At 67.0% G+C, this 26459-nt stretch carries 19 protein-coding genes and 1 pseudogene; 8 read left to right on the forward strand and 12 right to left on the reverse strand.

The window, feature by feature from the left end; all coding sequences use genetic code 11:
• Positions 1–242 precede the first annotated feature (242 nt).
• A complete protein-coding gene (locus ACIBG5_RS41170) occupies positions 243–1193 on the forward strand; it encodes an LLM class flavin-dependent oxidoreductase (RefSeq protein ID WP_396397510.1) in 951 nt (316 codons plus the stop codon).
• A 770-nt stretch (positions 1194–1963) separates the two neighbouring features.
• Here the strand turns inward: ACIBG5_RS41170 and ACIBG5_RS41175 are convergent.
• The 8 genes from ACIBG5_RS41175 to ACIBG5_RS41210 all read right to left on the reverse strand — a co-directional run bounded on the left by ACIBG5_RS41175 (position 1964) and on the right by ACIBG5_RS41210 (position 11531).
• Complete coding sequence (locus ACIBG5_RS41175) at positions 1964–2143, reverse strand: hypothetical protein (RefSeq protein WP_396397511.1); 180 nt, start codon at positions 2141–2143, stop codon at positions 1964–1966.
• Between the two features lie 180 nt (positions 2144–2323).
• A complete protein-coding gene (locus ACIBG5_RS41180; protein ID WP_396397513.1) occupies positions 2324–2689 on the reverse strand; it encodes a PRC-barrel domain-containing protein in 366 nt (121 codons plus the stop codon).
• 211 nt (positions 2690–2900) lie between these two features.
• Positions 2901–3908 carry a glycoside hydrolase family 6 protein gene (locus ACIBG5_RS41185; RefSeq protein WP_396397515.1) on the reverse strand — a complete coding sequence of 336 codons (1008 nt, stop codon included), beginning with the start codon at positions 3906–3908 and terminating at the stop codon, positions 2901–2903.
• 80 nt (positions 3909–3988) lie between these two features.
• On the reverse strand, positions 3989–5620 hold the full coding sequence (locus ACIBG5_RS41190) for an ArnT family glycosyltransferase (RefSeq protein WP_396397517.1): 1632 nt from the start codon (positions 5618–5620) through the stop codon (positions 3989–3991).
• On the reverse strand, positions 5617–7551 hold the full coding sequence (locus ACIBG5_RS41195; RefSeq protein ID WP_396397518.1) for a glycosyltransferase: 1935 nt from the start codon (positions 7549–7551) through the stop codon (positions 5617–5619). Before ACIBG5_RS41195 ends, ACIBG5_RS41190 begins: the two co-directional genes overlap by 4 nt.
• 1869 nt (positions 7552–9420) lie before the next feature.
• Positions 9421–9768 (reverse strand): VOC family protein, encoded by a 348-nt coding sequence (locus ACIBG5_RS41200; RefSeq protein WP_396397541.1) that lies wholly within the window; start codon positions 9766–9768, stop codon positions 9421–9423.
• A 236-nt stretch (positions 9769–10004) separates the two neighbouring features.
• Entirely contained in the window at positions 10005–10415 is a 411-nt protein-coding gene (locus ACIBG5_RS41205) for a PRC-barrel domain-containing protein (protein WP_396397520.1), read from the reverse strand.
• 597 nt (positions 10416–11012) lie between these two features.
• On the reverse strand, positions 11013–11531 hold the full coding sequence (locus ACIBG5_RS41210) for a hypothetical protein (protein ID WP_396397522.1): 519 nt from the start codon (positions 11529–11531) through the stop codon (positions 11013–11015).
• A 272-nt stretch (positions 11532–11803) separates the two neighbouring features.
• On the opposite strand from ACIBG5_RS41210, the gene ACIBG5_RS41215 reads away from it, so the two are divergent.
• The 3 genes from ACIBG5_RS41215 to ACIBG5_RS41225 all read left to right on the forward strand — a co-directional run bounded on the left by ACIBG5_RS41215 (position 11804) and on the right by ACIBG5_RS41225 (position 15637).
• The gene (locus ACIBG5_RS41215; RefSeq protein ID WP_396397524.1) at positions 11804–12766 is read left to right on the forward strand and encodes a sigma-70 family RNA polymerase sigma factor; all 963 of its coding nucleotides are present in this window, start codon (positions 11804–11806) and stop codon (positions 12764–12766) included.
• Positions 12767–12963: 197 nt separating this feature from the next.
• Positions 12964–13374 (forward strand): SgcJ/EcaC family oxidoreductase, encoded by a 411-nt coding sequence (locus ACIBG5_RS41220; protein WP_396397525.1) that lies wholly within the window; start codon positions 12964–12966, stop codon positions 13372–13374.
• Between the two features lie 532 nt (positions 13375–13906).
• A complete protein-coding gene (locus tag ACIBG5_RS41225) occupies positions 13907–15637 on the forward strand; it encodes a caspase domain-containing protein (RefSeq protein ID WP_396397527.1) in 1731 nt (576 codons plus the stop codon).
• A gap of 229 nt (positions 15638–15866) precedes the next feature.
• Here the strand turns inward: ACIBG5_RS41225 and ACIBG5_RS41230 are convergent, their stop codons facing one another.
• On the reverse strand, positions 15867–17723 hold the full coding sequence (locus tag ACIBG5_RS41230; RefSeq protein ID WP_396397528.1) for a sialidase family protein: 1857 nt from the start codon (positions 17721–17723) through the stop codon (positions 15867–15869).
• A gap of 414 nt (positions 17724–18137) precedes the next feature.
• Entirely contained in the window at positions 18138–19796 is a 1659-nt protein-coding gene (locus ACIBG5_RS41235; protein WP_396397530.1) for a collagen binding domain-containing protein, read from the reverse strand.
• A 484-nt stretch (positions 19797–20280) separates the two neighbouring features.
• Between ACIBG5_RS41235 and ACIBG5_RS41240 the strand changes: the two genes are divergently transcribed.
• Positions 20281–21114 carry a trypsin-like serine protease gene (locus ACIBG5_RS41240; RefSeq protein WP_396397531.1) on the forward strand — a complete coding sequence of 278 codons (834 nt, stop codon included), beginning with the start codon at positions 20281–20283 and terminating at the stop codon, positions 21112–21114.
• A gap of 129 nt (positions 21115–21243) precedes the next feature.
• On the opposite strand, the gene ACIBG5_RS41245 is transcribed toward ACIBG5_RS41240, so the two are convergent.
• The gene (locus ACIBG5_RS41245) at positions 21244–22098 is read right to left on the reverse strand and encodes a S1 family peptidase (RefSeq protein WP_396397533.1); all 855 of its coding nucleotides are present in this window, start codon (positions 22096–22098) and stop codon (positions 21244–21246) included.
• A 507-nt stretch (positions 22099–22605) separates the two neighbouring features.
• Here ACIBG5_RS41245 and ACIBG5_RS41250 point away from each other — a divergent pair.
• From ACIBG5_RS41250 to ACIBG5_RS41260, 3 genes are all read left to right on the forward strand, one after another.
• Entirely contained in the window at positions 22606–23133 is a 528-nt protein-coding gene (locus tag ACIBG5_RS41250; protein WP_396397534.1) for a DinB family protein, read from the forward strand.
• A gap of 149 nt (positions 23134–23282) precedes the next feature.
• Entirely contained in the window at positions 23283–24707 is a 1425-nt protein-coding gene (locus ACIBG5_RS41255) for a DUF1254 domain-containing protein (RefSeq protein ID WP_396397536.1), read from the forward strand.
• A gap of 442 nt (positions 24708–25149) precedes the next feature.
• A complete protein-coding gene (locus tag ACIBG5_RS41260) occupies positions 25150–25611 on the forward strand; it encodes a hypothetical protein (RefSeq protein WP_396397538.1) in 462 nt (153 codons plus the stop codon).
• A gap of 133 nt (positions 25612–25744) precedes the next feature.
• Here the strand turns inward: ACIBG5_RS41260 and ACIBG5_RS41265 are convergent.
• Positions 25745–26340, reverse strand: a pseudogene (locus ACIBG5_RS41265) (helix-turn-helix domain-containing protein); the annotation flags it as partial.
• Positions 26341–26459 lie beyond the last annotated feature (119 nt).

The raw sequence follows: 26459 nt of genomic DNA on the forward strand, positions 1-26459 counted from the left end.
AGCATCGATAACCGCTGCGTCATCAAAGGATCTAGGGCAGAAAGATGCGTAACTGAGGCCCACGCAGTGGCCATCAGGGTACGCATGGTGGTGGCTCCGCGGGGTTGTGGTTGTGACCTGCTGTCGTCGCTGCGTCGAACGGACGCCGGCGCCGGATGGACATCTGACTCCGAAGTGATCCCAGTCACGATATTCCTCCGGGGGAATTGAGGTCAGTGTCGCAGCACTGGAGCCTCGGGGGCATGGACATCGGCGTACTTCTCCCGACCGGAAAAGCCCAGTGGGGCGCGGACGGCGACCCCCGCGACTTGGTTGCCTTCGGCATCGAGGCCGAGCGGTCGGGCTTCTCCTCGCTCTTCGTCAACGACTCCCTGATCAGCCCGCGGATCGAGGCCCTGACCATGCTGGCCGCGCTCGCGCCCGCCACCGAGCGCGTGACGCTGGGGACCGGCGCGCTGCTGCCGTTCCTGCGCCGCCCGGTCCAGGTCGCGCAGTCGCTGGCTTCGATCGACCTGCTGTCCGGCGGCCGGCTTGCGGTGGCGGTCGGTGCCGGGTTCCCCGGCCGCTTCGGGCGACCGTTCTACACGCTGTCCGAGGTCCCGTGGGCGCACCGGTTCGCGCGGCTGGACGAGACCGTTGCGCTGTGGCGGGCGTTGTGGGCCGGCGCCACGTCGTTCCATGGCGAGATCCTTCGGTACGACGACCTGCCGGCGGCGACCCGGCCATATCGGGCTGACGGCCCGCCGATTTGGCTCGGCGGCGCGACCCCGGCCGCGCTCGACCGCACCGGCCGACTGTACGACGGGTGGCTGCCGTACCCGCCCGCCCCGTCCGACTACGCCTCCGGCCTGCTGAGCGTGCGGAAGGCGGCGGCCGACTCCGGGCGTCTGGCCGAGCAAATCACCCCGGCCCTGTTCGTGTCGGTTCGGGTTGGCGAAAGCCCTCGTGGATCGCTCGACGACTATGCCCGCGCCAACTACGGAATGCCGCTGGCGGAACTCGAGAAGATCCAGGCTGTCGTCGGCGGCTCCGCCGAGCAGATCCTCGACGGCCTCGGCCGCTACGTCGCCGCCGGCGCCCGGCATCTCGTCATCCGCTTGGCTGCTCTGGATCTCCGCTCGCAGCACGATCAGCTCGACCGGATCGCCGCCCTGATCCCCGACCTCCAGGCGCTCGACACGACGCCGTTGTGATCTGGGCCACCGTCGGTTTCCGGAGGCATGATCAGGTCATCTCCCGGTCCGGCGCCGCCTGCGTCGTCGACATCGTCCAGGACGCAGACCCGCAGGTCACCGCGCAATCCCAGGTCCTGAGCTCAAGGGAACCTATGTTCGATTGCCTGCAACTGCTGCGCGTCAGACGTCTGTGATATCTCAGGACATGGGTGACAGTTCTGCCTCAGGACATCGGTGACAGTTGATGTCTCAGGACTTCGGTGACGGTCGGGGTTTGTTGGTGTGCGGTCCGGGTGGTCTGGCGTTGCCGACGTAGCCGGTGGCGGGTGCGGGGCGGGTGTGCTCGATGAGGATCTGGCCTTCGAGGTCGGTGACGGTGATCGTGTCGCCGGGCTTGTCGCCGTTGGTGATGACGAGGACCTGCTGGAAGCTGCCGGACCGCTTCGGCGTCCTTCGCGCCTCCGGATGGTGCCCGCGCGATCACGACAGGCGCCGTCTTGGTGGGGGCCACCGGCCGGGGGGATGGCGCGGGGTCAGCCTGACTGGCCCGCATCGGGGGGGACACGTAACCAGCTGCATCCAACGCTACGCCCCGCAAAGACTGACTAACGGTCAACCGCAAATCCTCCCGGCCAACTCCCCCGTAGGCCCCAGAACTACTTGGCTGGCCGGAAGGATCCGCGTCCCCGACGCTGGTTCCTGCTCGAGAAAGGACCCAGCCGACCTCTGCTCGGTACCCGAGCCGAAACGCGGAATCCGCAAGCGCCAGTGCCGTGGCGCGGTTTCGGTCAGGGGTCCAGCGATAGCCCGAGCTCGTGCGCTTTGGATTGCACGACGTCCTCGCTGCGACCTAGGTTGAGCGCGATGATGTGTGCGGTTGTGGAGCATTCGGCGAGTTCGCACAGTTGGGTGATCTCGTCGTCGCTCCACGAGTCGGTGTTGTTGCGGATCGACGTTTGGTCGGTCAATGCGTGCCTCCGGCGTGAGTGTCTTCGGTGCGGAGCTGGTCGTCGCATGTCCCGAGAGCGCTGTGGGCTGAGCGCCGGGCGGCGGGCGATCTGGCGGGTGTGTTCGGCGGCCGTGGGCGCGGGACCGTGTTGGGCGGGACCGCGGCACCGGCCGCCGAACGGCCGTTTACGCGCAGCCGACTACATACCGGTGCGGTAGGTGTCGTCGTAGTAGCCGCCGAGCCGGGTGCGGTAGTCGTCATCGGCTCCGGTGTCCGGGTCGTACTCGGGGGCGGCCTTGATCTGGTCCTTGGTGCGGTCGACGTAGACCTTCTCGTCGTCGTGGTCGACCCGCTCGACCACGCCAGCCGGCAGCAGCACCTTGCGGCCGAAGATCCACGGCCCGGTGTCGACCACCAGCCCGGCGGTGCCGGGCTGGTCGGTGGCTCCGTCGACCTTGCCGATGTCGCCGTCGGTGGCGGCGATCTTGTATCCGTTCAGGTCGTTGCCCTCGGTGTAGCCGGAAGTCGCTCGGTAGGTCCAGGGGTCGAATGCGTGCATCGACATCGCGGTCTGCCTTTCGGGTGCAGGTGGGCCGTGGCCCAGCAGGGAGCCCGTGACACGCGTGCGGGCTCGAGACCCGCACCCGGTGTCTCGAGCATTTGGTAGAGCGCCGGTACCCACCACCATGCGGGTCAAGCAACACTCCGCAGGTTCAAATCCACCAATGGCGGAAGGACAACTGCCGCGGCAACCGATCAAGGCTGGGTGGTGGCGGCTAGGGACCTGCTACGGACGCAGTTGCGGCGGCGGCGCGTTGCGCCTGGGTCAACCGTCGGGTGGCGGCGATGAGGTTGCGAGCCTGTGTGGGCGAGAACAGATAGGTCTGTTCGCCGCCGCATTCCCCGTCCGATTCGCCTGGGGCTTTGATCCAGAGGAACGCGGCGAGGTGTGGCTGGTGGGTGGTTTGCGGCGCGGCGCCGAGTGCCTGTCGGGCTGGGTTGCACCATTCGTCGTCACGCTTTGGGTCGTCGGGTGGCGGTCCGGTGCCGTTGCGGGAGGTGTCGATGACGAAGTCGCGGTCGCCGGTCAGGTCGGACAGTTCCAGGCCCCATCGGTAGCTCTCGTTGGTGGTTTGGCGGTTGGCGACGTTGACTGCGAAGCCCTCGGCGTGGGCGATCCCGGATTGCAGGAGCCGAGTAGCCATCTCGCCAGTGGAGCGCCAGCGGGCATGCCCGGCGTCGAGGTAGACCGAGTGCCCGGCCTTGGACAGTGCCTGGACAGCATGGGTCAGGAGTTTGCCGCGGCCGAGGTTGTAGCAATCGGCGGCGGTCGCGTCGGGTTCGAGCACAATCACGGAGTGGACTGGGCCGAGGGCGTCGACCAGGTCGCGGACATACGCGTTGTACGCCGTAGTGTCCGGTGCGCCCTGCTTGAAATCGGTGCAGCCGCGGTTGGGGATGTAGTAGGCGACGAAGACCGGCAGTTCGCCGCGATCCCGGGCGTGGCTGACCAGGCGTGGCACCTTGGCCAGGTCCTTGGGGCCGTTGAGCCAGCGGGCTTGCGGTTGGCTGGTGATCGGGTCGAGCCAGTCCGCGCGGTGCACGGCTTGCCAGCGTGCGGCGGCGGTCTTGGTGTCGACGTACAGCGTCGCGTTCTTGAACGGGTGGCGCAGCTGTGCGTAGTGGGTGTTCGGTGGGTCGGGGTGCAGTGATGTGTCGGGCTGGTGGCCGCACCCGGCGCCGACCATGGCGACAGTGACCGCCCCGGTGACCAGGCGCCCCACCCTCCACCTTCCAGCAATCCCTGGACCTCTGCGTCGTCCTGAGCGGAGATCGCCGGTGATCAGTCGGCGGTAGCGGCCGGTCACGTCGGTTTCCAGCGATCGCTGACCCGGTAGATCCGGACCCGGTCGGGACCGGTGCCGAAGGACGCCACCACGACCGCGTGCTTGCGAGCCTCCATCAGGGTGGGGTACTTCTGCGGCGCGTCGCCGATGGTGTAGTACCAGTCGGGCAGGACCAGGTAGTCGATGCGCGTGAGGTTGTCGCGTACCGCGGGGTCGCTGTCGAGCTTGTAGATCATGATCGGGTGGGGGTTGAAGCCGTAGCGGTGGACGAGATCGGTCCAGATGCTGTCGTGCACCACGACGACGTTGTTGCGCGCGACGTTGCCGGCCAGCCAGGTGGTGGCCGAGCGCAGCGGCTGTTCCTGGCTGACGGTCATCATCTGCTGCAGTCGCGGCGTCCAGGACGCGGTCGTGACACCGATCAGGCCGAGTGCCAGCAGCCCAGCGGCAGCGATTCGTACGCCGTGAGCGGCGCCGCTCGATGCCCGTGCCCGCAACCACCCGGTCGGTACCAGCGCTGGAGTTCCGGCGACGGTACTAACGGCGCCGGCGATCAGCAGCGCGCTCCACGGCAGCAGGTTGATGACGTGCATGAACGGTACGTATCCGCCGCGGACCATGACCAGCCACTGGATGACCAGGACCAGCGCCACGGGCCGCAGCCGGCGTACCAGGAACGCGACCGGGATCGCGGCCAGGCCGAGCAGCAGCAGCCACCGGTCGTATTGCAGCCAGCCGTGCAGTTGGTCGGCGGTGGCGCTGTGCGGGTCCAGGACCGAACCGCTGGCGGCCCGGTCGGCCAGCTGCCACACCGCCGTGCCGACGAGACTGTTGTGTCCAGGTCCCGGCAACAGTTCGCCCTTGAACAGGGCCATCAGGGGATACAGCGCCATCAGCAGGATGCCGGCGAAGGTCGATGTGACCAGCAGGTGGGCCCGGTTTCGCCGGTCCAGGTTCTGCAGCAGCGCCCAAGCGAAGGCCGGCAGCACCACCAGGGCGGTTTCCTTGGTCAGCGCGGCCATCCCGAACGCCAGCGTGGCGCCGACCGCGGCGGCGATGCTGCGCCGTGGCGAGTAGGCCAGCACGAACGCCAGCAACAGCCACGGAGTGACCAGGTTGTCCAGGAACGTCCACCTGCCGTAGACCAGGGCCAAGGGGCACAGCCCGAACAGCAGCGCGGCGCCGGTGGCCGCGACCCGGCCGAAACCGAGCCGGCGGCCGAGCACGAACAGCAGTGCGGTGCTGACCACCTTGGCGATCAGCATGCACTCGTTGCCGAACCCGATCGACGAGTCGTATCGGTTGAAGCCGTTAGTCAGCGCCGACCAGGCCGCGATCTGGATCCACCCCGCCGGGGCGTGGTCATAGAAATAGGAGTACGGCGACAGCCGGTGCTCGTACTGCAACGACCACGCCTGCGACAGGTAGGTCCCAGGGTCATCGACGAACCGCGGAAACGTGGCCATGCCAATGCCATGCACCGCCCCGACGACCGACAGGAGCGGCAGCACGATCACCAGACTGATCAGATGCCGCCCGATCCACGCCTGAGCGCCGCGCCGGATCCGGCGCCGCAATGACGGCGCTCGCGCGTCTCCGCCGCCGTCGGGGGTGAGATCGGGGACGTCCAGCGTGGTTGCGCCGGTCATGCGGCCTCCTCCGGCAGCGCCGCCGCGGCCTGGCCGCCGTGGGTGGCGCCGGGCACGCTGGTCAGGTGCGCGCCGGAGTGGGCGGTCTTCACCCAATTGGTGCGTCCCCGCAGGTGCCGCAACAGCGCCCACAGCCCAGCCACCGACAGCACTACCTGGTATGGGTAGGCGCCGATGGCCACGCCGAGGTAGTCGCGTAACCGCACCTTCTGCTCGAAGGTCCGGCCGAACTGGTGCAGCATCAGCAGGTCCAGGGCGGTCGTGAGCAGGCTGATCCCCAGCGGCACGCTGGCCAGCAACGCCACCGCGACCGGGGACTTGTGGGCCAGCGCGAGAGCCAGGGCGAACGGCGCAAAGACGATGGCGAAGGCCTGGAAGTACTGGAAACCCAGGACGTACACAGCCAGCACCCGCTGCCACAGGCGGGGCAGCTCGAGCCACTCACGCTCGGTGAAGACCTGGGTGAAGCCCTGCATCCACCGCACCCTCTGCCGCAGCAGTCCGCCGAGCGTGTCCGGAGTCTCCTCGCGGGTGACCAGGTCGTCGACGTAGACCACGTCGACGGCGAATCCGAGCACGGACGCGGCGATGCCGATCTTGCAGTCCTCGGTCAGGCAGTCCTCGTCCCAGGAGGCACCGTGGCGCGCACGCAGCGCGTCGAGGAACTGACGCCGGAAGAACACGGTGTTCCCGCCCAACGGCATCACCTTGACGACGGCCTGCAGCTTGAGCCGGGACTGGAACCACTTGTAGTACTCCAGCACGTTCGCAGCCCGCCACCAGCCGGACGCGTTGGCCCGCAGCCAGCGCCGCAGCCGCGGCAACCGACCAGCAGGCATCGGTACCTGGCTCGGGTGGGCGCTGAAGTTCATCAACTGCACCCCGCACTGCACGATGCCCGCGCCGGTGCGGCGGAACCGGTAATCGACCATGCGCAGCAACCCGGGGTGGAACAGGTCTTCGGCGTCGGCGATACCGATCCACTCGTAGTCGATCTCCATTTCCTCGAGCAGCCGAACCGCGGCGTTCAAGCCGATCGGCTTGTTGTGGACGTCGGTGTCCTCCGGATACCGCGCCACCAGCACCCGACCCGGATACTCGGCTGCCTTGGCGTGCGCGATCGCCGCAGTGCCAGGGTCGTCCGGGTGATCGATGATCGGCATCACCCGGTACTCGGGATGGTCCAGGTTGGCCAATCGCTCCAGCGTCCGGCCCGCGACCGCCTCCTCGTCGCGCATCGGCACCAGGATCACACCCGGCAGCTCAGGAGCGTCCGGTTCGCCATACTGTCCAGGATCGTTGTTCTGCGGCCGCCACCACTTGTACAGCTGGAACGCCAACGTGGTCACCGCGACGAGCAGCATGAACAGCGACACCACAACAAGGAACGCGTCGACGAAAACGGCAGCCGTCCCGACCACGACGATCAGGACCGCCAGACCGGCCGACACCCGGACGGCAGGACGACTACGTGCGCCGCGATGAGCGGCAGGAACGTCCACAGGTCCACCACCCCGGTCGCCTCCGGTTCGGTGGGTGAACGACCAGAACCGGTCGGTGCAGAAGTTGACGACTGTCCCGCAGGCGAGGAGGCCCCAGTACGCCACGGTCGTTCCGACCACAGGCGACAACACCGGAAACAAGGCCAGGCTCAAAACCGCACTGGCACTACGGGCGGCCTGAAAACGCCACCACCGGCTCAGCCAGCGGCCCCGCCGCTGGCCCCCTAGCCAGCGCCAGGTCAGGGCGTCGTGGGCCACGAAGCTGAGCTGCAGCGTCACCACGATCTGAATCGCGTTCGCCACCCCGGGCACTATGCCGAGCCCGATCAGCATCATCAGCAACGCGTGGCCGAGCACCGCGATGCTCCCACCGATCAGGAGGAAGAGTGTGACTTCGCGCTTGCGCACAAGCACATGGACAGATCGCACGGGGCTCCTTCCAAGATTCCCTTGTTGCCCCGTGAGCACTTTCGGTACCCCCGAGTTCCGCGTGCATTCGACGAATGAACAACGATCACGAAGTCACCAGTCCGCGCTCGCAGACAGTGATGCCCCCACCGGCCACGGCGATCGCCATGGCTGCTCCACCGCCACCTCGGCCGCACCGGCCTCAGCGGTCAACAGACCGATCGGCCCTGTGGACTCCTGACCGGCGTGTGAGCCTTTCGTCAACGCATGCTCCAGCCTCCGCATCCTCTGAGCTGCGCGCAGTTCACGCTGTGCCTCTCCCGCGGCTGGCGCTCAAGTTCCGTTCTGCCGCTTGATGGGACCGCGGTTCGGGCAGTCGCGCGTCGCGCCGGCGGGGACTTGCTCGGGAGGCAGCCCGTCTAGCTCCGCGTCAGGGTCCACGCACCACGTGCGGTCGCAGTTGCCACACCGGCAACCTGTAGGGAGGCAGTCGGCGGATCTAACGTCGAGTGCTGGACTGGCACGTCGCGAAACCTAGTGATTCGTTGTCATTAGCGGCGATTGGGTGTGGATTCAACGCGAGTTGGCTGCATTAAGGGTGAACGGTGCCCAGAGCAACGAAATCGTCGGTGCTCAGATCGCACCACGACGCGACCATCAGCCGCATAGCAAGAGGTACACGTCAGCCGATCCGCCCGGCGTCGATCTGTGGTTACTGTGGGCTGGCCGAGGGATCGTCTTTTGGCATCGAGCTCACGGTCGACGTGGTTCGACTGGGCCGCCATCACGATCAGGTAGTTGAGGTACGGCCGCCCGCACCGCCGCTCGGTCTGGGCTCAGCTGGATTAACAAGCGTGCCATGGTTCGTGCCATGAAACCGTGTCTAACAGAGTGGGTCGAGTCTGTCAGAGAGGCCAGATTCCGAAGTCCTGCAGCGTGAAGCTGCCCAGTGTGGCAAGTGGCGGGGCTCTCATAATCCCTGGGTCGCGGGTTCGAGTCCCGCCCGCCCTACTCCACAAAGCCGCAGGTCACAGGCTTTGCGCCTGACGGCAGTCAGCAGCGGTTCGGCGTCATGACATCCCTCATGACGCCAACCGTCCGCTGCCGCCCGCAACCTGGCAGGCCCAGCCCCGCAAGCGCAACGCGGCAGCGTTGACCCGTTGCCATCTGGGGCACTGCGCGTCCGGGTGTACGCGGGCCGGGACCCCCGTGATGCGGAGGAAGCTGTACCTGACCGACACGGTTCCACCCGGACCCAAGCAGGCCGACGTTGCCGAGCAGGTCCGCACCCGATTTCTGAACCAGGTCGACGAAAAGCGCAATCCAAAGACGCGAGCGACCGTCGACCAGCTCATGAGAAGCACCTCGACGTCGACATCCAGACAAAGCGCGGCTACCTGTCGAAGTACAACACCCACATCAAGCCCTTGCTCGGCTCAACGCAACCTACGCGGCTCGACGTCGAGCACTCGACACCTTCTACTCCGAGCTGCGCCGCTGCCGCATCCACTGCCGAGGCCGCAAGAAAGACATCGAGCACCGAACGACCCGCCCACACCAATGCGACGAGCACGAAGGCAACCGCTGCCCCCGCAACAACCCAGCCGGATGCCGACGGTGCCGCCGGATGTGCAAGCCGCACGTGTGCAAGGGCCTCGCCGACTCAACCGTCCCGCCGACGAACAGCGGCCCGGCGACGATTCCCGCGGCCAGCAGTGGCGAAACGGAGCGTGTCATGACGACATCCTCTCTGTCGGGTATCTCTCACCGGGGACGTCGTTACGCACTGCACGGACCGGACAGACTCCACGACTGACCGACTACGCGGCAGTTGCCGGAAGCAACGACAGCGCGATGCCGCCCAAACCTCAGGAGATCGCGGAGGCCGCTTCAGCTGCCGAATTGGTCAGGACACGGGTGTCTGCTGAGGCCGCACTCGCAGAACTCGTTTCCCTCGGGGTCTGCGAGCACAGTCCACGACTCGCCTCCGGACTGGCCGATGTCGACACGGCGGCCGCCGAGGCTCAGGATGCGGTCGATCTCCTCGTCTCGATCCTCGGGATCACACGTCAGATCGAGGTGGAGGCGGTTCTTGACCGTTTGCCTTCTTCGACCGGCATGAAGCAGATGCCGATGGGCGCTGACTCCTCCAGGCCGATGACCACCTCGCGTGGGCGTTCGGAGAGGATGCGCCAACGCAACACTTCTGCCCAGAACCGAGCAAGTGGTTCCCACCACACTTGAGGTCAAGGCCGGCAGGGTGGGACCTGGCCGGCGCCAGCCCGGGGACCGCCAGTTTCTATCGGTGCCTCCTGGCCTTGCCGCCGCTCGCCGTACTCCTCATGCTCACGGTCGGCGCCCTCGCGCTTGGTCCTTGGCGAGCGGGCGACGCCGCTCCAACTGCTCGGTTGCGTCCTGATCCTGGCCGGCTCGTACTTCGCAACCCAGTGCGTCCGTGCGCGATGCGGCTGTTGTCAGCGTCGGAAGCCTGGATCCATGTAGCCGGGGGTCCAGAACGGCGAGAAGCCGTAGTAGCCGTAGAGGTCTTCGTAGTACCGGGCCTCAGGCACCATCTCGGGGTCGTAGACCGGGCCACCGGCCACGTGGGTGCGTTCGGCGGAGATATGGACCTTGTCGTCATCGATCCGCGTGATCGCGTCGACCGGGACGAGCTGTCTCTTCTCACCCAGGCCGAGGAACCCGCCGGACCCGACCTCGAGGAATCGGGCTCGCCGTTCCTCCTCGTCGACGATCAGACCGTCGACGTCACCGACCTCGTCACCGTTGCGGTCGACAACGGTCCGGCCGCGAAGGTCGTCGGCCGTCTCGGCCAGGGCCAACGCCGTGTCGTCCAGGCGGACGAGACTACCGGAAGTGTCGTTCATGGCCCCTCCTCAACGGATTGTCCGATGCCACCAACCGGTCACACGGTGCGAGCGAGGAACCGGCCGGCGGCCAGCCCCCGGTACCCGCAGTGTCGGCACCCAAATCAAGCGCCGCCGGGCGGCCGCGAAGGTCGTCGGCCGGACCCTGCCGTACGACGATCCGCGGGCGCAGACGTGTCGGATCGCGGGCGATCGGGAAGTCGCACACCGTTCGGGACGAGCAGGACGAGCAGGCAAAGGCCACTACAAGTTCCCGTACGGCGACTTCCGTCACGTGCACCGCTGCGGCCTCACCAGCGCCGAACCCCAGCGCCGCCCAGAATGACTACGACGACATCACCAAAGCGATCGCGCAACTCCACGAACTGCTCGACGGCGACCACCCCCTGACCCCGCCACGCGGTGACCTACTGGGTCGGTGAAGCCATAGGAAATTCGGCAGCGTGAGGTCCCGCGGCTGGCTGTGCAATCGTTATCCGGCGTCTGGTCGCCTGAGCGCGGGACAGTCTTACGCTGAATATGGTCGCCTTCACCTCGAAGCCCACCCCCCGGCTCGGTGAAGGTGACTCAGCGGGACCGACCGGTCGCTGGCGATACTCAGGCGAGTGGCTCGAGCCGGAAGGTCCCGCTGTCCTCGATCAACAGGACTCCTTGGCCCTTGCCCAAAGGCGGTATCGCTCGACCGGTCAGTCCCAGCACAGCAGCCTCGTTCGTCGGGCTATGCCCGACCACGAGGGCCCTGCCGCCCTCCGGAAGCGCGTCCACCACCTGCCGCAACGCCGCACCCAGCAGCAACGACTCCCGCTCGACCAGATCCGGATCGACATCACGGACATCCTCGACATCCGCACCCTTGCCCGCAGCCTTGACGGCGTCGCGCCACCGGTCCTCGACCATGGACCGCAGGCCGACTGCCTCCACGATCGGGACGCCGTCCTGATCGGCCGCGGCCCGCAGGATCTCCAGCACCTCGGTGCAACGAACCGCTCCGGTCGAGACGAACGCCGCATACGGCGGCCGCAGCCGGCCACCGATCGCCTCGGCATCCGCCACGCCCCTCGGCGTCAGGCGATCACCCTCGTTCTCGGTGTGGCGGCGCAACTCGACGTACCGCATACCTTCAGTCTGCCCGCGGACGCCAGCACTCGACATCATGTTCTGGTGGGACGCGCTCGCCGCCACTTCACTCGTCCTCGGGCCCCGCGACGACCTCGTCTGCTACCAGCTGCGGACCGTATCCGTCGTCCTCGACGGCCCCTCAACGGCGGCCGGTCGCCTGAGGCCCGGCCGGCGCGTACTCCGCTCTCACCACCACAAGCGCTGTCGGTACTCACGGCTACAGTCGCTCGAGCATGGTGATCTTGATCGGAGCAGAGAAGGGCGTGGACGTGACGACGAACGTAGAGGGCTTCGATCGGCTGGTCGAACCGTTCCGTTCGGAGTTGCTGGCGTACTGCTACCGGATGCTCGGCACTGTTCACGACGCTGAGGACTTGGTGCAGGACACGTACCTGAGGGCATGGCGGGCGCGGGAGCAGTACGACGAGTCCCGTAGTTCCCTACGGACCTGGCTCTACCGGATCGCGACGAACGCCTGCCTGACCGCGTTGAAGGGCCATGGCCGTCGGCCATTGCCGTCGGGGTTGGTGGCCGAGTCGGAGCCGCTCGCGCCGCTGGTCCTGGGAGACAACGTGCCCTGGCTTCAGCCGTTGCCGGACTCCTTGCTGACCGGCGGTGATCCGGCCGGGGCCGTGATCGACCGCGGCAGTCTGCGTCTGGCGTTCGCCGCCGCCCTGCAGCACCTGTCGGCGCGTCAGCGCGGTGCGCTGATCCTGCGTGACGTGCTCAGCTTCTCCGCGGCCGAGGCGGCGGAGATCCTCGGCACCACCGTCGTGTCGGTGAACAGTTCCCTACAGCGGGCCCGTACCCGGCTGAAGGAGATCGGGATCCAGCACGAAAATGTCAGCGAGCCACTCGAGGCCGAGCAGCGAGCCTGGGTCGAGCGCTACATGAAAGCATTCATGAACGCAGACATCGAGGGGCTCAAGCGGCTGCTCACCGAGGACGTGCTCATGGAGATGCCGCCGATGCTCAACTGGTTCACCGGCCCCGCCAACTACGGCCTGTTCATGGAATGGGTCTTCGCGAAGGCCGGAACGGACTGGCAGCTGAAGATCGTCGCCGCCAACGGCCAGCCCGGTTTCGCCGCATACCAGCGCGTCGGTGGCGGTTACGAGCTGCACACGCTCCAGATCTTCACGGTCACGGCCGCCGGCATCACCCGGAATTCGGTGTTCCAAGATTCCGAGGTCTTCGCAACCTTCGGTCTGGCGGCCAGACTCGACGACTAGGGACTTGTCAACGGCGGGCGTCGGCGCCCCGCCTGGAGTGTGGCTGAGCTTGTAGGCCGGCACGCGCCACGGGGACCGTGGATCAGTACGCCTCACCAACTTTCTGTGCGGACGCGATGAGTTCCGGGCCTGCCGACGGTATGTATTCCCGAGTTCGCCGGAATACCCCGAGCGAACCGATCACAAGGGAGAACCCGATGTCACACAGTCGTCCGGCAGACGAGGCCGCCATCCAGGCCGTACTGGTTGACTCCTACAAGGCATGGGAGGCCGGCGACGCCGCCGGCATGGTCGCGAACTACACCACCGACGCGACCGCCATCATGACCGGCTCGCTCCGCGACAGCCGAGACGTAATCCGCGAGAACATGGCTCTGGCCTTCGCGGGGCCACTCAAGGGCAGCTCGACCTCCAACAAGCAGCTCAGCCTCCGCTTCGTCGGCAGGGACGCAGCGATCGTCATCAGCGAATCCGGCATCCTGTTCCCCGGCCAGACCGAGGTTCCGGACACCGGCAAGGTCAACGCGACCTGGGTTTTCGAGAAGCGGGACGGCCAGTGGCTGATCGCCGCCTACCACAACAGCCCGGTGCTGGCGCCTGGGCAATGACCCCTTCCCTGTAAGAGAGCTCGCCGCCACCGGCGCCCGGATCAGAGTGCCGGTGGCGGCGACGTGCCTGGTCCTGAAGCTCCTCCGCCAGCACTACGAGCAAATCCGTCGGCCCGAACAGCTTCTCGCCGGCGCCGACGAGAAGGTCATCAACCGGCAGGCAGAGACGGTTGCCAGCAGCACCGAGATTTCACCGCGACGTGCTGTGGGAGGTAACCGAGCCGTTGCGCACGTCGAACCGTCCCACCATGAGCCTCAGCGTGATATTAGTCGAACCTATGCTCCCTTAAACATTAGTAGTCATGTCCATGATGTGGCCCACCCACGGCACACGACGCGTAGCGATGGTCACTGTGTGTCGTTATCTGGGGTGTTGTCGACGCTCTGGAGACGGTCGTGGGCTTGGTGGTTCAGCGAGTTCACCGACGGGGTGACTGTCGCGCCCAAAGCCCGCGAAATCTACATCGCTCACCTCCTGGTCGGCGGCAGGTGGCGACAAGGCGGTCGGGAAAGGTTGGCCGGCCGGTGGATCGTGACCGACACTGAGGGTGAGCGGGCATTCCGCGCCGGGGAGGGCGGCTGGATGGCTGGGCGACGCAAGGCGTTGATCGTCGCTAACGACGTCTACGAGCACGAGGGGCTCGGGCGGCTTCGCGCGCCGGCGGCGGACGCGCAGGCTCTGGCCGGCGTGCTCGGTGACCCCGGGATCGGTGGCTTCGACGTGCAGGTCGTCAGCAACGAGTCGGCCCACGTCATCCAGGGGCGGATCGAGGATCTGTTCGCGGACAGCCGGCCCGAAGACGTGTTGCTGCTGCACTTCTCGTGCCACGGCCTCAAGAGCGACTCAGGGGAGTTGTTCTTCGCGGCGAGCAACACCCTCCCGAACCGGTTGGGCTCCACCGCTGTGTCCGCCGACTTCGTGCAGCGATGCCTGCGGATGAGCAGATCGCGCAGCATCGTGCTGCTTCTGGACTGTTGCTACGGCGGCGCCTTCGGCCGGGGCGTGACCGTGCGCGCCGCAGGCGACGCCAACGTGCTGGACAGCTTCTCCGGTGGGAGGCTGGGCGGTGGCCGTGGCCGAGCGGTGATCACGGCTTCCAGCGCGACGGAGTACGCGTTCGAAGGTGACAGGCTCGCCGACGACCACAGCACTCCCTCGGTGTTCACCGCTGCCTTGGTGGACGGTCTGGCGACCGGGGACGCCGACCTCGACCAGGACGGCTGGGTGTCGCTGAACGAGCTGTACGACTACGTCTTCGACCGGGTCCGCGAGCGGAATCCTCACCAGACCCCCAGCCGCGACGTGGAGATGCAGGGTGAGCTGTATCTCGCCCGCCGCAGTCGTCCGGTCACCGTCCCGGCACCGCTGCCTGCCGAGCTTCGCGAGCTGATCGACCATCCGCTGGCCACGGTGCGGGTCGGCGCGATCCAGGAGCTCGTCGGGCTGCTGCAGGGCAGGAACGCCGGGTTGGCGTTGGCGGCCAGGATGACCCTCGAGCGTCTGGCTGACGACGACAGCCGCTCTGTGGCCGCCGCGGCGACAGCAGCGCTGAGCGCCGCCGATGCGGCCCCGCGCCGCCAGCAGATGCCGCAGCCTCAGCCCGAGCCCGAGCCCGAGGCGGAGCCGGAGCCGACCGGTAAGGACCGGTCCGTACGGTCCTGGCCGCGGCGCTTGGTGTACCTGTCCGTGGCCGGTGCGATCCTCGCAGCCGGAGCCGTGGCCGCACTCCTGCTGGATGGCAACAGGTCGCCCGGACAAGATGGGGCGGCGGACGGCGAGTTCACCGAGGCTTCCCCGTGGCGGCTCAGCATCCGCGGCACCAACACCGTCGAGAACGGCTGCACGTTCACACTCGCGAACGTCGACAGCGGCGACCAGAAAGCCTTCTCCCAAGTCTTCGAGACCCGGACTTACCAGATAGCGGACACCGGCACGTTCAGGGTGAGCGCCAACGATCCCAGTTGCCTCGCGACCCATTCCGGAGGCGTCGGTCAGATCGCCCTTCCCTTCGCACAGAAGGCCGGGACCGGTGACACCGAGGCGTTCACAGTGCCAGCCGGCCACAAAGCCGTCGTCAAGGTCGTCGACTTCAACAGTTACGGTCGTTGCGACTTCGAGCTGCGCGACGCCACGGACGGACGCAACCTTGACTTCGGCACCGCGCAGCCCGCAGACGGCCCGCTACGACTCGACCCCCACGGCAGCTCCAAGGTCTATCTCGCCGAGTTCGACGGATGCGACGTTCAGGTGGCCAGCGGCTGAGGAGTGGCGCTCATGCGCTGCTGGTGATCGTCGTGGAGGTGCGAGCCACACGCCAAACCAGAGGAAGCGCAGCCAGCCCTGCCGGCGAATGGCTCGTCCTATGCGCGACGGTTGCGCCACTGCACGTTCGTCCGCCACTTCGTCCGAGGTCACATGGAGCGCGGGGCTACTGCCGGCGGCCGCCCATCTGGGCGGCCGTCGGGTTGTTGTGGCGGCGGCTCGAACGGGTTCAGGAGTCGTCGCTGAAGGTTCCGCCGAAGATGTCGGAGTTGCCGAAGGTCGCCGGGCAGTCGTTGTTGGGTCCCGGGCGTAGGTCCGTGGAGTGCGTGGCCGGCAGTTCGGCTGCCGCCGCTGGGTCCTCCTTCTCGTCTCCCACAATGGGTTCAGTGGTGCCGGCCAGGACGTCCTCGACAAACGCCTGACGGTAGGCGTTGATGGCGGGGCAGACAGCTCCGTTGCGCATGTCGTTCCAGACGCCGGAGCCGTAGTCCCGCGTGGCGACGGCGTAGTTGTAGTCGCCGAGGAACTCCGAGGTCAGGCTGTTGGCGCTGGACGCGCGCCCGTCGCCTACTGCGCCACGCAACACTGTCGTGAACGCGCCGACGGTGTGGCCCGTGCCGGCGATGTCGGCGTGCCGGACCACGCCCAGCACCCGGCGCGCGGAGGTCGTGTCGGCGCGCCACGGGTCGAGCCAGGCGTTGTAAACCAGCCACGCGTCGGTGCCGTCGGGCGAGATTGCGACCGCCGGGAAGTTGGCTCGGTCGCTGCCCTGGCTGACTACCGTCTTCGCCGAGTAGGTGCCGCCCCCGTTGGTCGAGCTCACCAGGAACGCCTTCTCGAGGTTGGTTCCCTGACTGTCGTCGGACCAAGTGAGCAGGATCTGGTCGGTGGCGTCCTCACCCGTCGGCGCACCATTGGCGATGTCGAACGACGGGAAGGTGTTGGTCCGCGCGCCCGCGATGCCGTCGATGGTGAACCGGCCCTGCGCGGGGTCGAACTGCCCGATTCCGCCAAGCCCCGAGACCACGGCCCTGGGTCGCTCGAAAGTCCGGCCACCGTCGAAGGACCGGGCCTGGAAGAAGACGCCCTCACGCGTGCGGATGTCGGTGCCGATCCACACCACGTAGACCACGCCTTGGCTGTCGGTTCGGATGGCACAGCCCTGCCGTCCGCCGGTCTGGTTGTTGTTGGTCGCCGCGGACAGCTGGCGCGAGGTCCAGGTGTCGCCGCCGTCGGTGGAACGAGCGAACAGCACCGGTTCGGCTCCGCCGTTCCCGCGGAATCCGACGTTGCAGACGTAGGCGTTGCCGAAGTGGGGGCTGCTCCCGGCGTTGTCGGCCCAGACCTGTTCCTTGTCGCTGAAGAGAGCCTGGTTCTGCTTGGTCACGACCACCGGGTCCATCCAGGCGTCGTTGTCACCGGCGATGGCGCCGGCCAGGTCGTCGGTGCGGGACACCGCGATGGCTGCGTCGCCGGCAAAGCCGGGATTGCCCGGGAAGTTGGTGGCGATGTTCGCGTAGTACAGCCGCTGCCCGTTGGCCCAGGAGAAGTTCCCTGAGGCGTCGGGAACCGGACCGAAGACCAGCTCCGGGTCGCCGTTGGAGACCATGCCGTTGACGTCGTAGTTGGGCAGCGTGCCGATCGGGCCGTTGGGATCGGGCACGCAGCCGGTGTCGCCGGCCGGGGGTTGGCCAGGCGCGACGTCGGGTGCGCCGATGCACGTCGGTGAGACGCGCGCCGAGAAGCCGGTGTACGTCGGTTGCGACCACGTGCGGCCGGAGTCGGTCGAGAACTGGATGCCGGACACGCCCACGCCCGGGGTGAACGGACACGTGCGGTCATCGCCGGCGTTACACGCCTCCATGTCGATGTTGTCATTGGCTCCCGCCGCGAGGATCGCGGGGTTGACCGGGTTCACAGCCAGACCCGGCTCGTTCTGCTTGTTCTGCGAGAACAGCTGGTCATTGCTGCCGACAGTGACTTCCGTCGACCCGCCGGGGGTGATTGGCGCGGCCTGGGCCGGCGTCGGGAGAAGTAGTGCGGCGACTGCCGCGGCGACCGTCGCGGCGACGTTGATTCTGCGCATGACGCTCCTCAGCTAGATGGATCGTTCTGCGCGGCGCGCCCGGCTGCCCCGAGCACCGGCCAGGTGGTCGCAACCTCTCAGTTTTGTGCGCTCGCGGCGCCCAAGCAAGGAGCTGAGCCACTCCAGAAGGCGCTGAGCAGCAGAAGACGCCCGGCACGGCCAGCCAGCGTTCCGCGCGGTCACCTCCTGTCATCGGCCGATTGCTGCGCTGGTCAGCCGGCGGCGGGGTGACCTCGCCACTCACCGCGCATCGCGTAGTGACTTCCGCGCGAGGTCGACGACTTCGGCGAGCAGGATGCGCCATAGCTCCGGATCGCCCGTGGGGATCGAGAACCACTCGCGGTCACCTGGGACAGGAACCCGCCGGCCGGGGGGTATGGCCGGCGGGTCCACCTTCAGAGGATCGCCTACGGTTTACGGGTCGATCACCACCGTGCAGGTGTAGGTCCCGGGCTTCAGGTTGGAGGCCGAGGCCGAGCCGTCACCGTTGGCGCCGGTGGAGCCACTGGCCACCGGCCCGCTGGGACCGGTGCAGACGATCGTGGACGCCGTACCGCCGTCGATCTGGGAATCCACCGAGACCGACAGGTTGGTCAGCGGCGTGTTCCCGAAGGACACAGTCTCACCCACGTACGGCGTAGCCCCACAGGCCGCCTTGTTGTTGACCACAACGGTCTTGGTCGTCGCCCCGTCCGCTGCGTAGCCGGCCGGGACCGTCTCGGTCACGTCGTAGCTACCGAACACCAGGTCGTCGAAGCACACCTGCCCGTTCGCGTCGGTGATGCCGGACGCGCCGCCGGTGATCGTGAACGTGACACCGGCGTGCGGCTGGGTGGACGGTGTGGACGCCGCGTGCTTGCGCGTCTTGGTCACCAGGATCGCCCCGCGCTGGCGCGGGTCGACGAAGGTCACCTCGACCGGTGCCGTCACACCGCCGACCACCGTGACGTGCTTGTCGGCCGCGGTGTCGTGGCCAGGCGGTGTGACCGTCTCGACCACCCAGTACTCACCGGCGAACACGTTGCTGATCGTGCAGGTTCCGTCAGCGCCGGTGGTGCACTTCAGCGTGGTGATCGTGTCCTCGGCGCCCCGGGTGCCACCGATCGGCGTGATGTCGTTGTACAGCGTGAACTCGGCACCGGCGAGGGCCGCTCCGGTGTCGTCGGTCTTGATGATCTTGACCGAACCACAGTTGGTGATGTTCACATCTGCCGGAGGCACGAAGTCCTTCAGCGCAGAGGTGAACGTGTCCGCCGAGCGGCTCTTCAGGTAGGCCGATCCGAACGAGAAGCAACTACCTGGGGGGAACAGCGCGGACAGCCGCAACTGTGCCTCGCCGAACGTCCGCGGGTCCTGGGCGCCCAGGCCGTCGCTCTCGCCCACCGGGATCGCCGTGGTGTTGATCGAACCGGCCGCGTCGGCACCCAGTGGCGTCTTGGGACCCCAGCACGGCACGTTGTTGGCCGCCTCACAGTTGGCCTTGGTCCCGGTGGTCACCCACTTGGAGACCGAGATGGTCGGCTTGACGCCGCCGTTGGACAGGTCGTACTGGATCAGCAGGTCGCCGGCGGTCCGATTGGGCGTCACACCGTTGCTGGACTCGGTCTGGCTCTGGTTGAACTCGAAGTCCATGTTCGTGGTGCCGGCCGGGTCCTGCACCCGCGACCAGAACAGGTTGAGGAAGCCGGCCGAGCCGGTGCCTTCCTGGTAGACGCCGAAGAACTTCAGATCGCTCTTGTTCGGCGGGACACCGCCGTCGACGACCGACGGTACGGCCGTGTCCTCCTTGGTGCCGTTACCGAACGACTCGTCGTTCTGGCCGCTAGCACTGTCCTGCTTGCGGACCTCGTTCACGTTGGCCCAGTCGAGTGAGCCGGCGTCGTCCACCTTCAGGTTGGCGTCGGTGTCGATCTCGAAGTTGCTGCCGGACAGGCTGACCTCAGGATGCGAGGCCAGTGCCGGCAGGGCCGACACTAGCCCGCTGAACACCATCACTGCGGCCGCGCCCAGCGCGAACACGCGCCGGGACGGTCCCCGTCCGGCACGCGCGCCGGACCCATGCGATTGGAACATGTCTCCCCCTCAGGAGCTCAGGGTCGCCGGCCCGGTCATGGCCGGCGCGCGGCTCCACAGCACCGTGAATAGGCGCGCTCCCTCCGAGCGCCTCCAGCGCGACCCCCATACCCCCAGCGATGGATCCGCGGCACATGGATCCGTGTCAGAAAAACTACTCCCGCCAGTCTCGAATCACAATTACCTAACGACCATTGACTTTGAGGAACGCCTTTGCTCCGGATAGCGACCGCGAGACCGGTCAGAAGTAGTTGCCGAGCGCACCGACCAGGTCACCATGAGCTGCTACCGGGTCGGCCCTCCACGCGCCCCTATGCAGAGCGCTAGGCGGAGGGGCTTGTACGGCGGGCTTCTGCCGCGGGCTTGTGCGGCCGAGCTCGGTGCGGCACCGTTTGGTCCAAGACACCATCCCCGGCCCTGGCGTGCCGTTGCACCCATCGCCGGGGCTGGCTGCGAGTCGGCGACGGGTGGGAGGAGCTACGTGATGAGGCGATATCGGATCGGTCGTCTGGGTAGCGTGTTCGGCGCTCTGGCGCTTCTTGCCGGCGTGCTGGTCACCGCACAGCCGGCCGCGGCGATCACAGGCGGCCAACGCGATGAGGTGCACACCAACGTCGGCCTTGTCCGGTTCACCACCGAGTCGGGTCGGTTCCGCTGCTCCGGCACGCTGATCTCGCCCACGGTGGTGCTCACCGCCGGTCACTGCACCGGCGACACCGGCGCCAGTCCGGCCACCAACGTCTACGTCTCGTTCAACACCGACCTGGCGCTCGACCCACTGGCGCCGGGCATCACACCGGCGGAGCGCGCGGCCCGCGCCGCGAACTACATCACCGGCACCGCACACCCGGATCCCGGCTGGACCGGGAAGTTGTCGATCTCCAAGCAGCACGACCAGGGTGTCGTGGTGTTGGACGCGCCGGCCGCTTCCAAGTGGCCAGGCATCACGCCGGCACCGCTGCTGCCGGTCGGTGCGCTCGACGGCAACCAGGGCGCGCTGAAGAATGAGACGTTCACCCTGGTCGGCTATGGCGTCGACATCGGCGCAAAGAAGTCGCAAATCCTGGTGCCGGAGCGGCGCTTCACCACGTCGTTGCTCAAGAACGTGCAGGACGAGGTTGTGACCTTCCAGATCAACGACCGCGACGCGAATGCCGGCGGAGGCTCCTGTTTCGGCGACTCCGGCGGGCCGGCGTTCCTCGGCCGGTACGTGGTGGGCGACGCTTCGTTCGTGAACTCGCTGACGTGCAACGCGACCGGCGGCTACCAGCGGGTTGACACGCCGTACGCGCGGGCCTTCCTGGACCAGTTCATCTGACTCAGGAAACAGCGGTCCGTCAGTTCTGCCCAATGAGTCCGCGACGGTGAACCTGACCGGCTGCTCGTAGGGATGCGAGTCGGTCCAGTACGGCCTGGCCGCGTGATCGGCCAGGCCGTGGCTGGTCTGTCAGTAGACGGTGACGCCGTAGGTGCTCGCGGCCTCGGGGACCGGCTGGTAGAACGTCGTACCGCCGGACCGGCAGTCGCCGCTGCCGCCTGAGGTGATGCCGAGGGCCCTGGTGCCGTCGTACAGCGGACCACCGGAGTCGCCGGATTCGGCGCAGACGGTGGTCTGGATCATGCCGCTGACACGACCGCCGCCGGCGTACCGGACCGTGACGTTGAGCGCGGTGACAGTGCCGCTGTGCGTGCCGGTGGTCGACCCGGTGCGCTTGACGCTTTCACCGACGAACGCGTTGGCCGCGGTGAACCCACCCGGGTGGCTGAGCGACGTGTTGCTGTACTGCACGAGCGCGTAGTCGTTGCCGGGGAAGCTGTAGTCGACGGTCGGGCCGATCAGGGTGGTGTGACCGGAGTTGGTGTACCAGGTCTTCGCCACCTTCCCGCAGTGTCCGGCGGTGAGGAAGTAGTAGGTACTGCCCTTCATGACGTTGAAGCCGAGCGAGCAGCGGTACTGTCCGCCGTAGATCGCGTCGCCGGCCGACAGCAGTGGCCTGAAGACACCAGCCGTCCGGTTGACCTCGACGGCATCGTGTTTCAGCGCAGCGACGTCGCCGGCTGACACGGTGCTGTCGGCGGTGACGACCACCTTGCCGGAGGCAGCGTCGGTGTACCAGGCAATGCCCTTCACACCTGACCGCTCCACCGCAGTGCTGGCGGCGGACAGCTGCGCGGACGGCGACGGTACGGCGGCTCCCGCGGCTGGTACGGCGTACAGGGAAGCCGCGACCGCGCTGACAGCGGCGAGCAACTGGGTGGTCCGGCGCATGCGGCTCCGGACAGACGTGCGTTCGATCCTCACTGGTTCCTCCCAAGGGGCGGGACGACGGGACCTGTTGGGCGGGGTCCCTCGAACTGCCGACCGGAAGCAGCACGTGACCGTGACACCGCCGACCGACACTCAGCAGTATTTGCTCGACATGCGTTACGGGCAACCGGTCGCCAGTCGTCGAAGGCGATGATCGTCAGTCGGCCACTGCATGCCCATGGTGTCTGCCATGAAAACGCGCCTAGCAATGCGGTGTACGCCGGCGTCGACCCCGTCACCCGCAACATCCCGGACGGATGCCGGCGGATGTGCAAGCCGAGACGAGACAGCGACTGAGGATGCGGTTGATCCGGTCTGCGTCGGTGTCGTACGGATCGAGACCGTTCATGATCAATCCTCATGCCACGTTGTACTCGCGGACGTTGCCGTGGCACTCCATGATCAACGCTGCCCGCAAGAGGATCCTGCCATACGTTAAGACCAACCGCGTCTGATTCCCGGCGCTGCCACCAGAACCATCACGGAAGGATCAAAGCCTAGATGTCCGTGGACGAAGCGCAGTTCTACCCCGACCTCGACGCTGACGAGCGGACCACCCTCAGCCAGTTTCTTGATCAGTATCGTCATCGGGTGCTCACCCGATTCGGGAGCCTGACGGACGAGCAGGCGCAAACCAAGTCCCTGCCGGCAACCAATCTGACACCAGGCGCTGTGGTGAAGCATCTCGCGCACATGGAGGACCACTGGTTCATCGCGCGCGTCGGCGGCGGTGATCTGCCTGAGCCTTGGGCGTCCGCGCCGTTCGACACGCAGCCGGAGTGGGACCTCGAGTCCGCGGCCGACGACACCGTCGGGGAGATCGTCGAGCTCTACCGTGCCGCGTGCTCGCGCAGCCGCCGCGTCGCAAGTCAACTTCCTAGCCTCGACACGACCGCGCCACGGCCATCATTCGGCAAGGGTCCCGTGACGCTTCGCTGGGTAATGGTGCACATGCTGGAAGAGACCGCATGCCATGTCGGCCATTTGGACCTCTTAACCGACCCGCTATCCGCACGCAACGCCCAATAGGCGTTCCCAAACGGCACCCCGCCCGCGGCGCCAACCCCTTCGAGCGGTCGACGGCGGCTGTGGTGCATTCACCCTTGGTGGGGGTGAAACAGAGGTCTGAGGGAACAACTCTGGCTGGTCAGGCTCGTACTTCGTGAACGGAGGCGGTCATGACGCAGCAAGGACTGAGCCCGGGTGTCTCGGCAAAGGTGCGGGATTCGCTGGGCTCGCCACCGAAGATCGACACCCCGTTCGGGGTGATGGAGTTCTTCGACGGAGTGCCAACGGTCGCGACGGTCAAGGTCGGCTACGAGGCATTGGCCCTGTTGCGCGGGATCGACGTGTACCTGAACTGTGTACCGGGCGCCTCGATGCTGGCCATGCGCAACGGGCTGCGCACTGTCGGGGCGCGATCGAATGTCATCGCCTGCACGGACCCGCGCAGTACCTCCGCGCCGGTGGTGCTGACGGCGAACACCGAGACGACCTACGGCACCACCTTTCTCGACCTCAAGAACGACGGGCCGACCGTGGTCGAGGCGCCGCCGAACTCGTTGTGCTTCGTCGACGATCTGTGGCAGCGCTATGTCGCCGACATGGGCAACGCGGGACCCGACAGGGGTCAGGGCGGCAAGTACGTGTTCCTGCCGCCCGACCATCAAGGCGACGTACCGGATGGGTACTTCGTGTTCCAGTCGCCGACGTACTCGAACTGGGTGGTCATCCGTGCCCTGCTCGGTCTGGACTCGCTGCTGACAACGCGGATCTACCCCCTCGCGGCCGCCGCCGACCCGCCCACCACCGGATTCGTCGACATGGCCGAGTCCTCGTTCAACGGCATCCACTCCAACGACTTCACCTTCTTCGAGGAGGTCAACACCATCGTCCAGGAGGAGCCCGCAGGCACCCTCGACCCCGAACGCGCCGGGCAGCTCGCCGCGATCGGGATCGTGAAGGGACGCTCGTTCGCACCCGACGATCAGCAGCGCGCCATTCTCGACCAAGCCGCGAAGATCGGCGCCGGGCTCGCCCGAACCCTGCTCTACAAACCTCGGGATCGAGCGCCGTACATCTACGCCGACGGGTCGTGGAAGACCGCGTTCGTCGGCGGCAGTCACGAGTTCCTCGCCGACGGCGCCCGCCTGCTCGACTGCCGCACGATGGTGCACTACGTCGGCACCGGCATCACGCCGGCGATGACCCACGCAGCGGTCGGTGTGGGATCCCAATACGCCTACACCGCCGAGGACGCCACCGGCGCGCCGCTGGACGGCGCCAGGGCCTACACGCTCACACTGCCCGCCGGAATACCGGCCAAGACCTTCTGGGCCATCGATATCTACGACACTCAAACGCGGTCGTTGCTCCAAACCGACAACCCCTACCCGAGCATCAACAACCGCTTCACCGACGTCCACACCGAAGACAACGGCGACACGATCCTCACCTTCGGTCCGACCCCACCGGCACAACCCGACACGAACTGGCTGCAAACCCTCCCCGGCAAGAGCTGGTTCCCCATCCTGCGTCTCTACGGCCCACTCGAATCGTGGTTCGACCAGACCTGGCGACTCGGAGAGATCCAACCCACCTAACCGAGGCGGGCGGGCCACCCCGACCACAACAGCCGGCGCGGCTGCGCTGAAGCGGCATCGTAGAGGCGGCCGGGCCCATGCCAGCAAGCGCCGTCGCGTGCCATGAAATCGCGTCAATCTGAGTCCACTCGAGTCACGAACGGACTGGCCGGTGGTGGCTGGCTACACCAAGGCATACCGACGTCTGCGGGTGCGTCGATTTCCTATGCCTCGCGTCGCCCAGTACGAACTGGTCGAGCACGCCATGCGCCGGCAGGCTCTCGCCCTGCTCGCGGCCCGCGCCCGCCCCGACCAGCACCGCATCGAATCAGCAGCCGATGCCATCCGGGAGCGCCGTTCTCGGACCGGTTCTGCGCCTGGCAGAAACCTGAGGCCAACACCCAGGTCACTTTGTTAGATTCGGTGCGAACAACTCACTCAATCGTGTTAGGAAGATGCATCCATGAAGTCACTGTCGAGGAAGCTCGGTGCGATCGCGACCGCGCTGATGACATGTGTCGCAGTGTTCGCTGTCGTGCCCACAGCCTCTGCTGCGTCGTCAGCGCCGGCGGCCACCACCTACTGCAAGGGCGCCGGGACATGGGACCACGTCTGGACCACCACAGACCCCGCAAACGGGGGCACGGTGTGCATCGAGGAATACGGCGACAAGTTCTATCTGTGCGACACGGCAGCCGACGGATTGGCGCCCAGGATGAACGTCGCCACCCATAGCTCGTCCGGTCAATACAACACTCGCTACACCCTGACCGCCTCGGGCGGCAACGGAACATGCGTCCACGCCCAGCAGTCGGATGGCGGCTCCCACGACCTCCCATACGATGCCTGGATCTATATCGACATCTGGCTGGGCCCGCTCCCGGGGTCTTACCACTACGGGAAAGAGTTCTACATCAACGGCTGACCGACACACGCCACCAGAGCCACCTCCGGCAGGCTGCCGTCGACGCCACCTTGTACTCGGTCATGAGGTTGGTAGCACGCGGTTGATGGGTGGTTGGCCTCCGAGTGCGCTGTGGCGGCGTTGATTTGTAGTGCTCGATGGTGGAGATGCCGGCCCGGGTGAACACCTGCGCGGCGCGGAGCAGGTACGCCGCGCAGGTGGTGCCCTTCTCGTCGGGTAAGGCCTCGGAGTAGGCGAACCGGGAGTGGTCATCGACCAGGGACTGGATGTAGTCGTCGCCGATCTTGGCCCGCTTCTGTTGCGCTGTCTGTCCGTGCTCGCGGCCCTTGGCCTTCCAACCGCCACCGTCATGGATGCGGCCGGCCGGGCGAGTTGGTGCACCTCACCGGTCCTCGGGTCACACTCACGCAGATACGGCACCTGGTGACGGCGCAGGATCCGCGCCACCGTCCGCGGCGCCAGGCCGAGCTCCGGCCCGATCCAGTCCTGCCCTCGCCGCGCCGTACGACGCAACTCCACCACCTGCTGCTCGATCTCAGTGCTGGTACGCCGCGGCGTCGTGTGCGGCCGCGACGACCGATCCCGTAAACCCGTGTCACCCTCGACGGCGAACCGGTCGATCCAGGTCTTCACACACTTACGCGACACCCCCATCGCCGCGGCGATATGCGCCCGCTTCCAGCCGGCACGATGCCGCTCAACAATCAGCCGCCGACCATGAACAGTCAGCCGCGACTACTCGTGGGACAGGAGAACCTCCGGTGGGCCCTAGACAAGCCACACCCCAACCGGAGGTTCTCCTGACGTCAACCCCAAACCCCTGCCACCAACCTCATGACCGAGTACGG

The sequence above is a fragment of the Kribbella sp. NPDC050241 genome (genome assembly GCF_044459685.1).
Taxonomy (GTDB): domain Bacteria; phylum Actinomycetota; class Actinomycetes; order Propionibacteriales; family Kribbellaceae; genus Kribbella.

Bases quoted from the DNA above. Each gene is read 5' to 3' on its own strand.
- ACIBG5_RS41230 (WP_396397528.1), bottom strand. From the start codon at position 17,723: ATGCGCAGAATCAACGTCGCCGCGACGGTCGCCGCGGCAGTCGCCGCA.
- ACIBG5_RS41190 (WP_396397517.1), bottom strand. From the start codon at position 5,620: ATGACCGGCGCAACCACGCTGGACGTCCCCGATCTCACCCCCGACGGC.
- ACIBG5_RS41170 (WP_396397510.1), top strand. From the start codon at position 243: ATGGACATCGGCGTACTTCTCCCGACCGGAAAAGCCCAGTGGGGCGCG.
- ACIBG5_RS41235 (WP_396397530.1), bottom strand. From the start codon at position 19,796: ATGTTCCAATCGCATGGGTCCGGCGCGCGTGCCGGACGGGGACCGTCC.
- ACIBG5_RS41205 (WP_396397520.1), bottom strand. From the start codon at position 10,415: ATGAACGACACTTCCGGTAGTCTCGTCCGCCTGGACGACACGGCGTTG.
- ACIBG5_RS41260 (WP_396397538.1), top strand. From the start codon at position 25,150: ATGAAGTCACTGTCGAGGAAGCTCGGTGCGATCGCGACCGCGCTGATG.
- ACIBG5_RS41220 (WP_396397525.1), top strand. From the start codon at position 12,964: ATGTCACACAGTCGTCCGGCAGACGAGGCCGCCATCCAGGCCGTACTG.
- ACIBG5_RS41255 (WP_396397536.1), top strand. From the start codon at position 23,283: ATGACGCAGCAAGGACTGAGCCCGGGTGTCTCGGCAAAGGTGCGGGAT.
- ACIBG5_RS41180 (WP_396397513.1), bottom strand. From the start codon at position 2,689: ATGTCGATGCACGCATTCGACCCCTGGACCTACCGAGCGACTTCCGGC.
- ACIBG5_RS41210 (WP_396397522.1), bottom strand. From the start codon at position 11,531: ATGCGGTACGTCGAGTTGCGCCGCCACACCGAGAACGAGGGTGATCGC.
- ACIBG5_RS41250 (WP_396397534.1), top strand. From the start codon at position 22,606: ATGTCCGTGGACGAAGCGCAGTTCTACCCCGACCTCGACGCTGACGAG.
- ACIBG5_RS41240 (WP_396397531.1), top strand. From the start codon at position 20,281: ATGAGGCGATATCGGATCGGTCGTCTGGGTAGCGTGTTCGGCGCTCTG.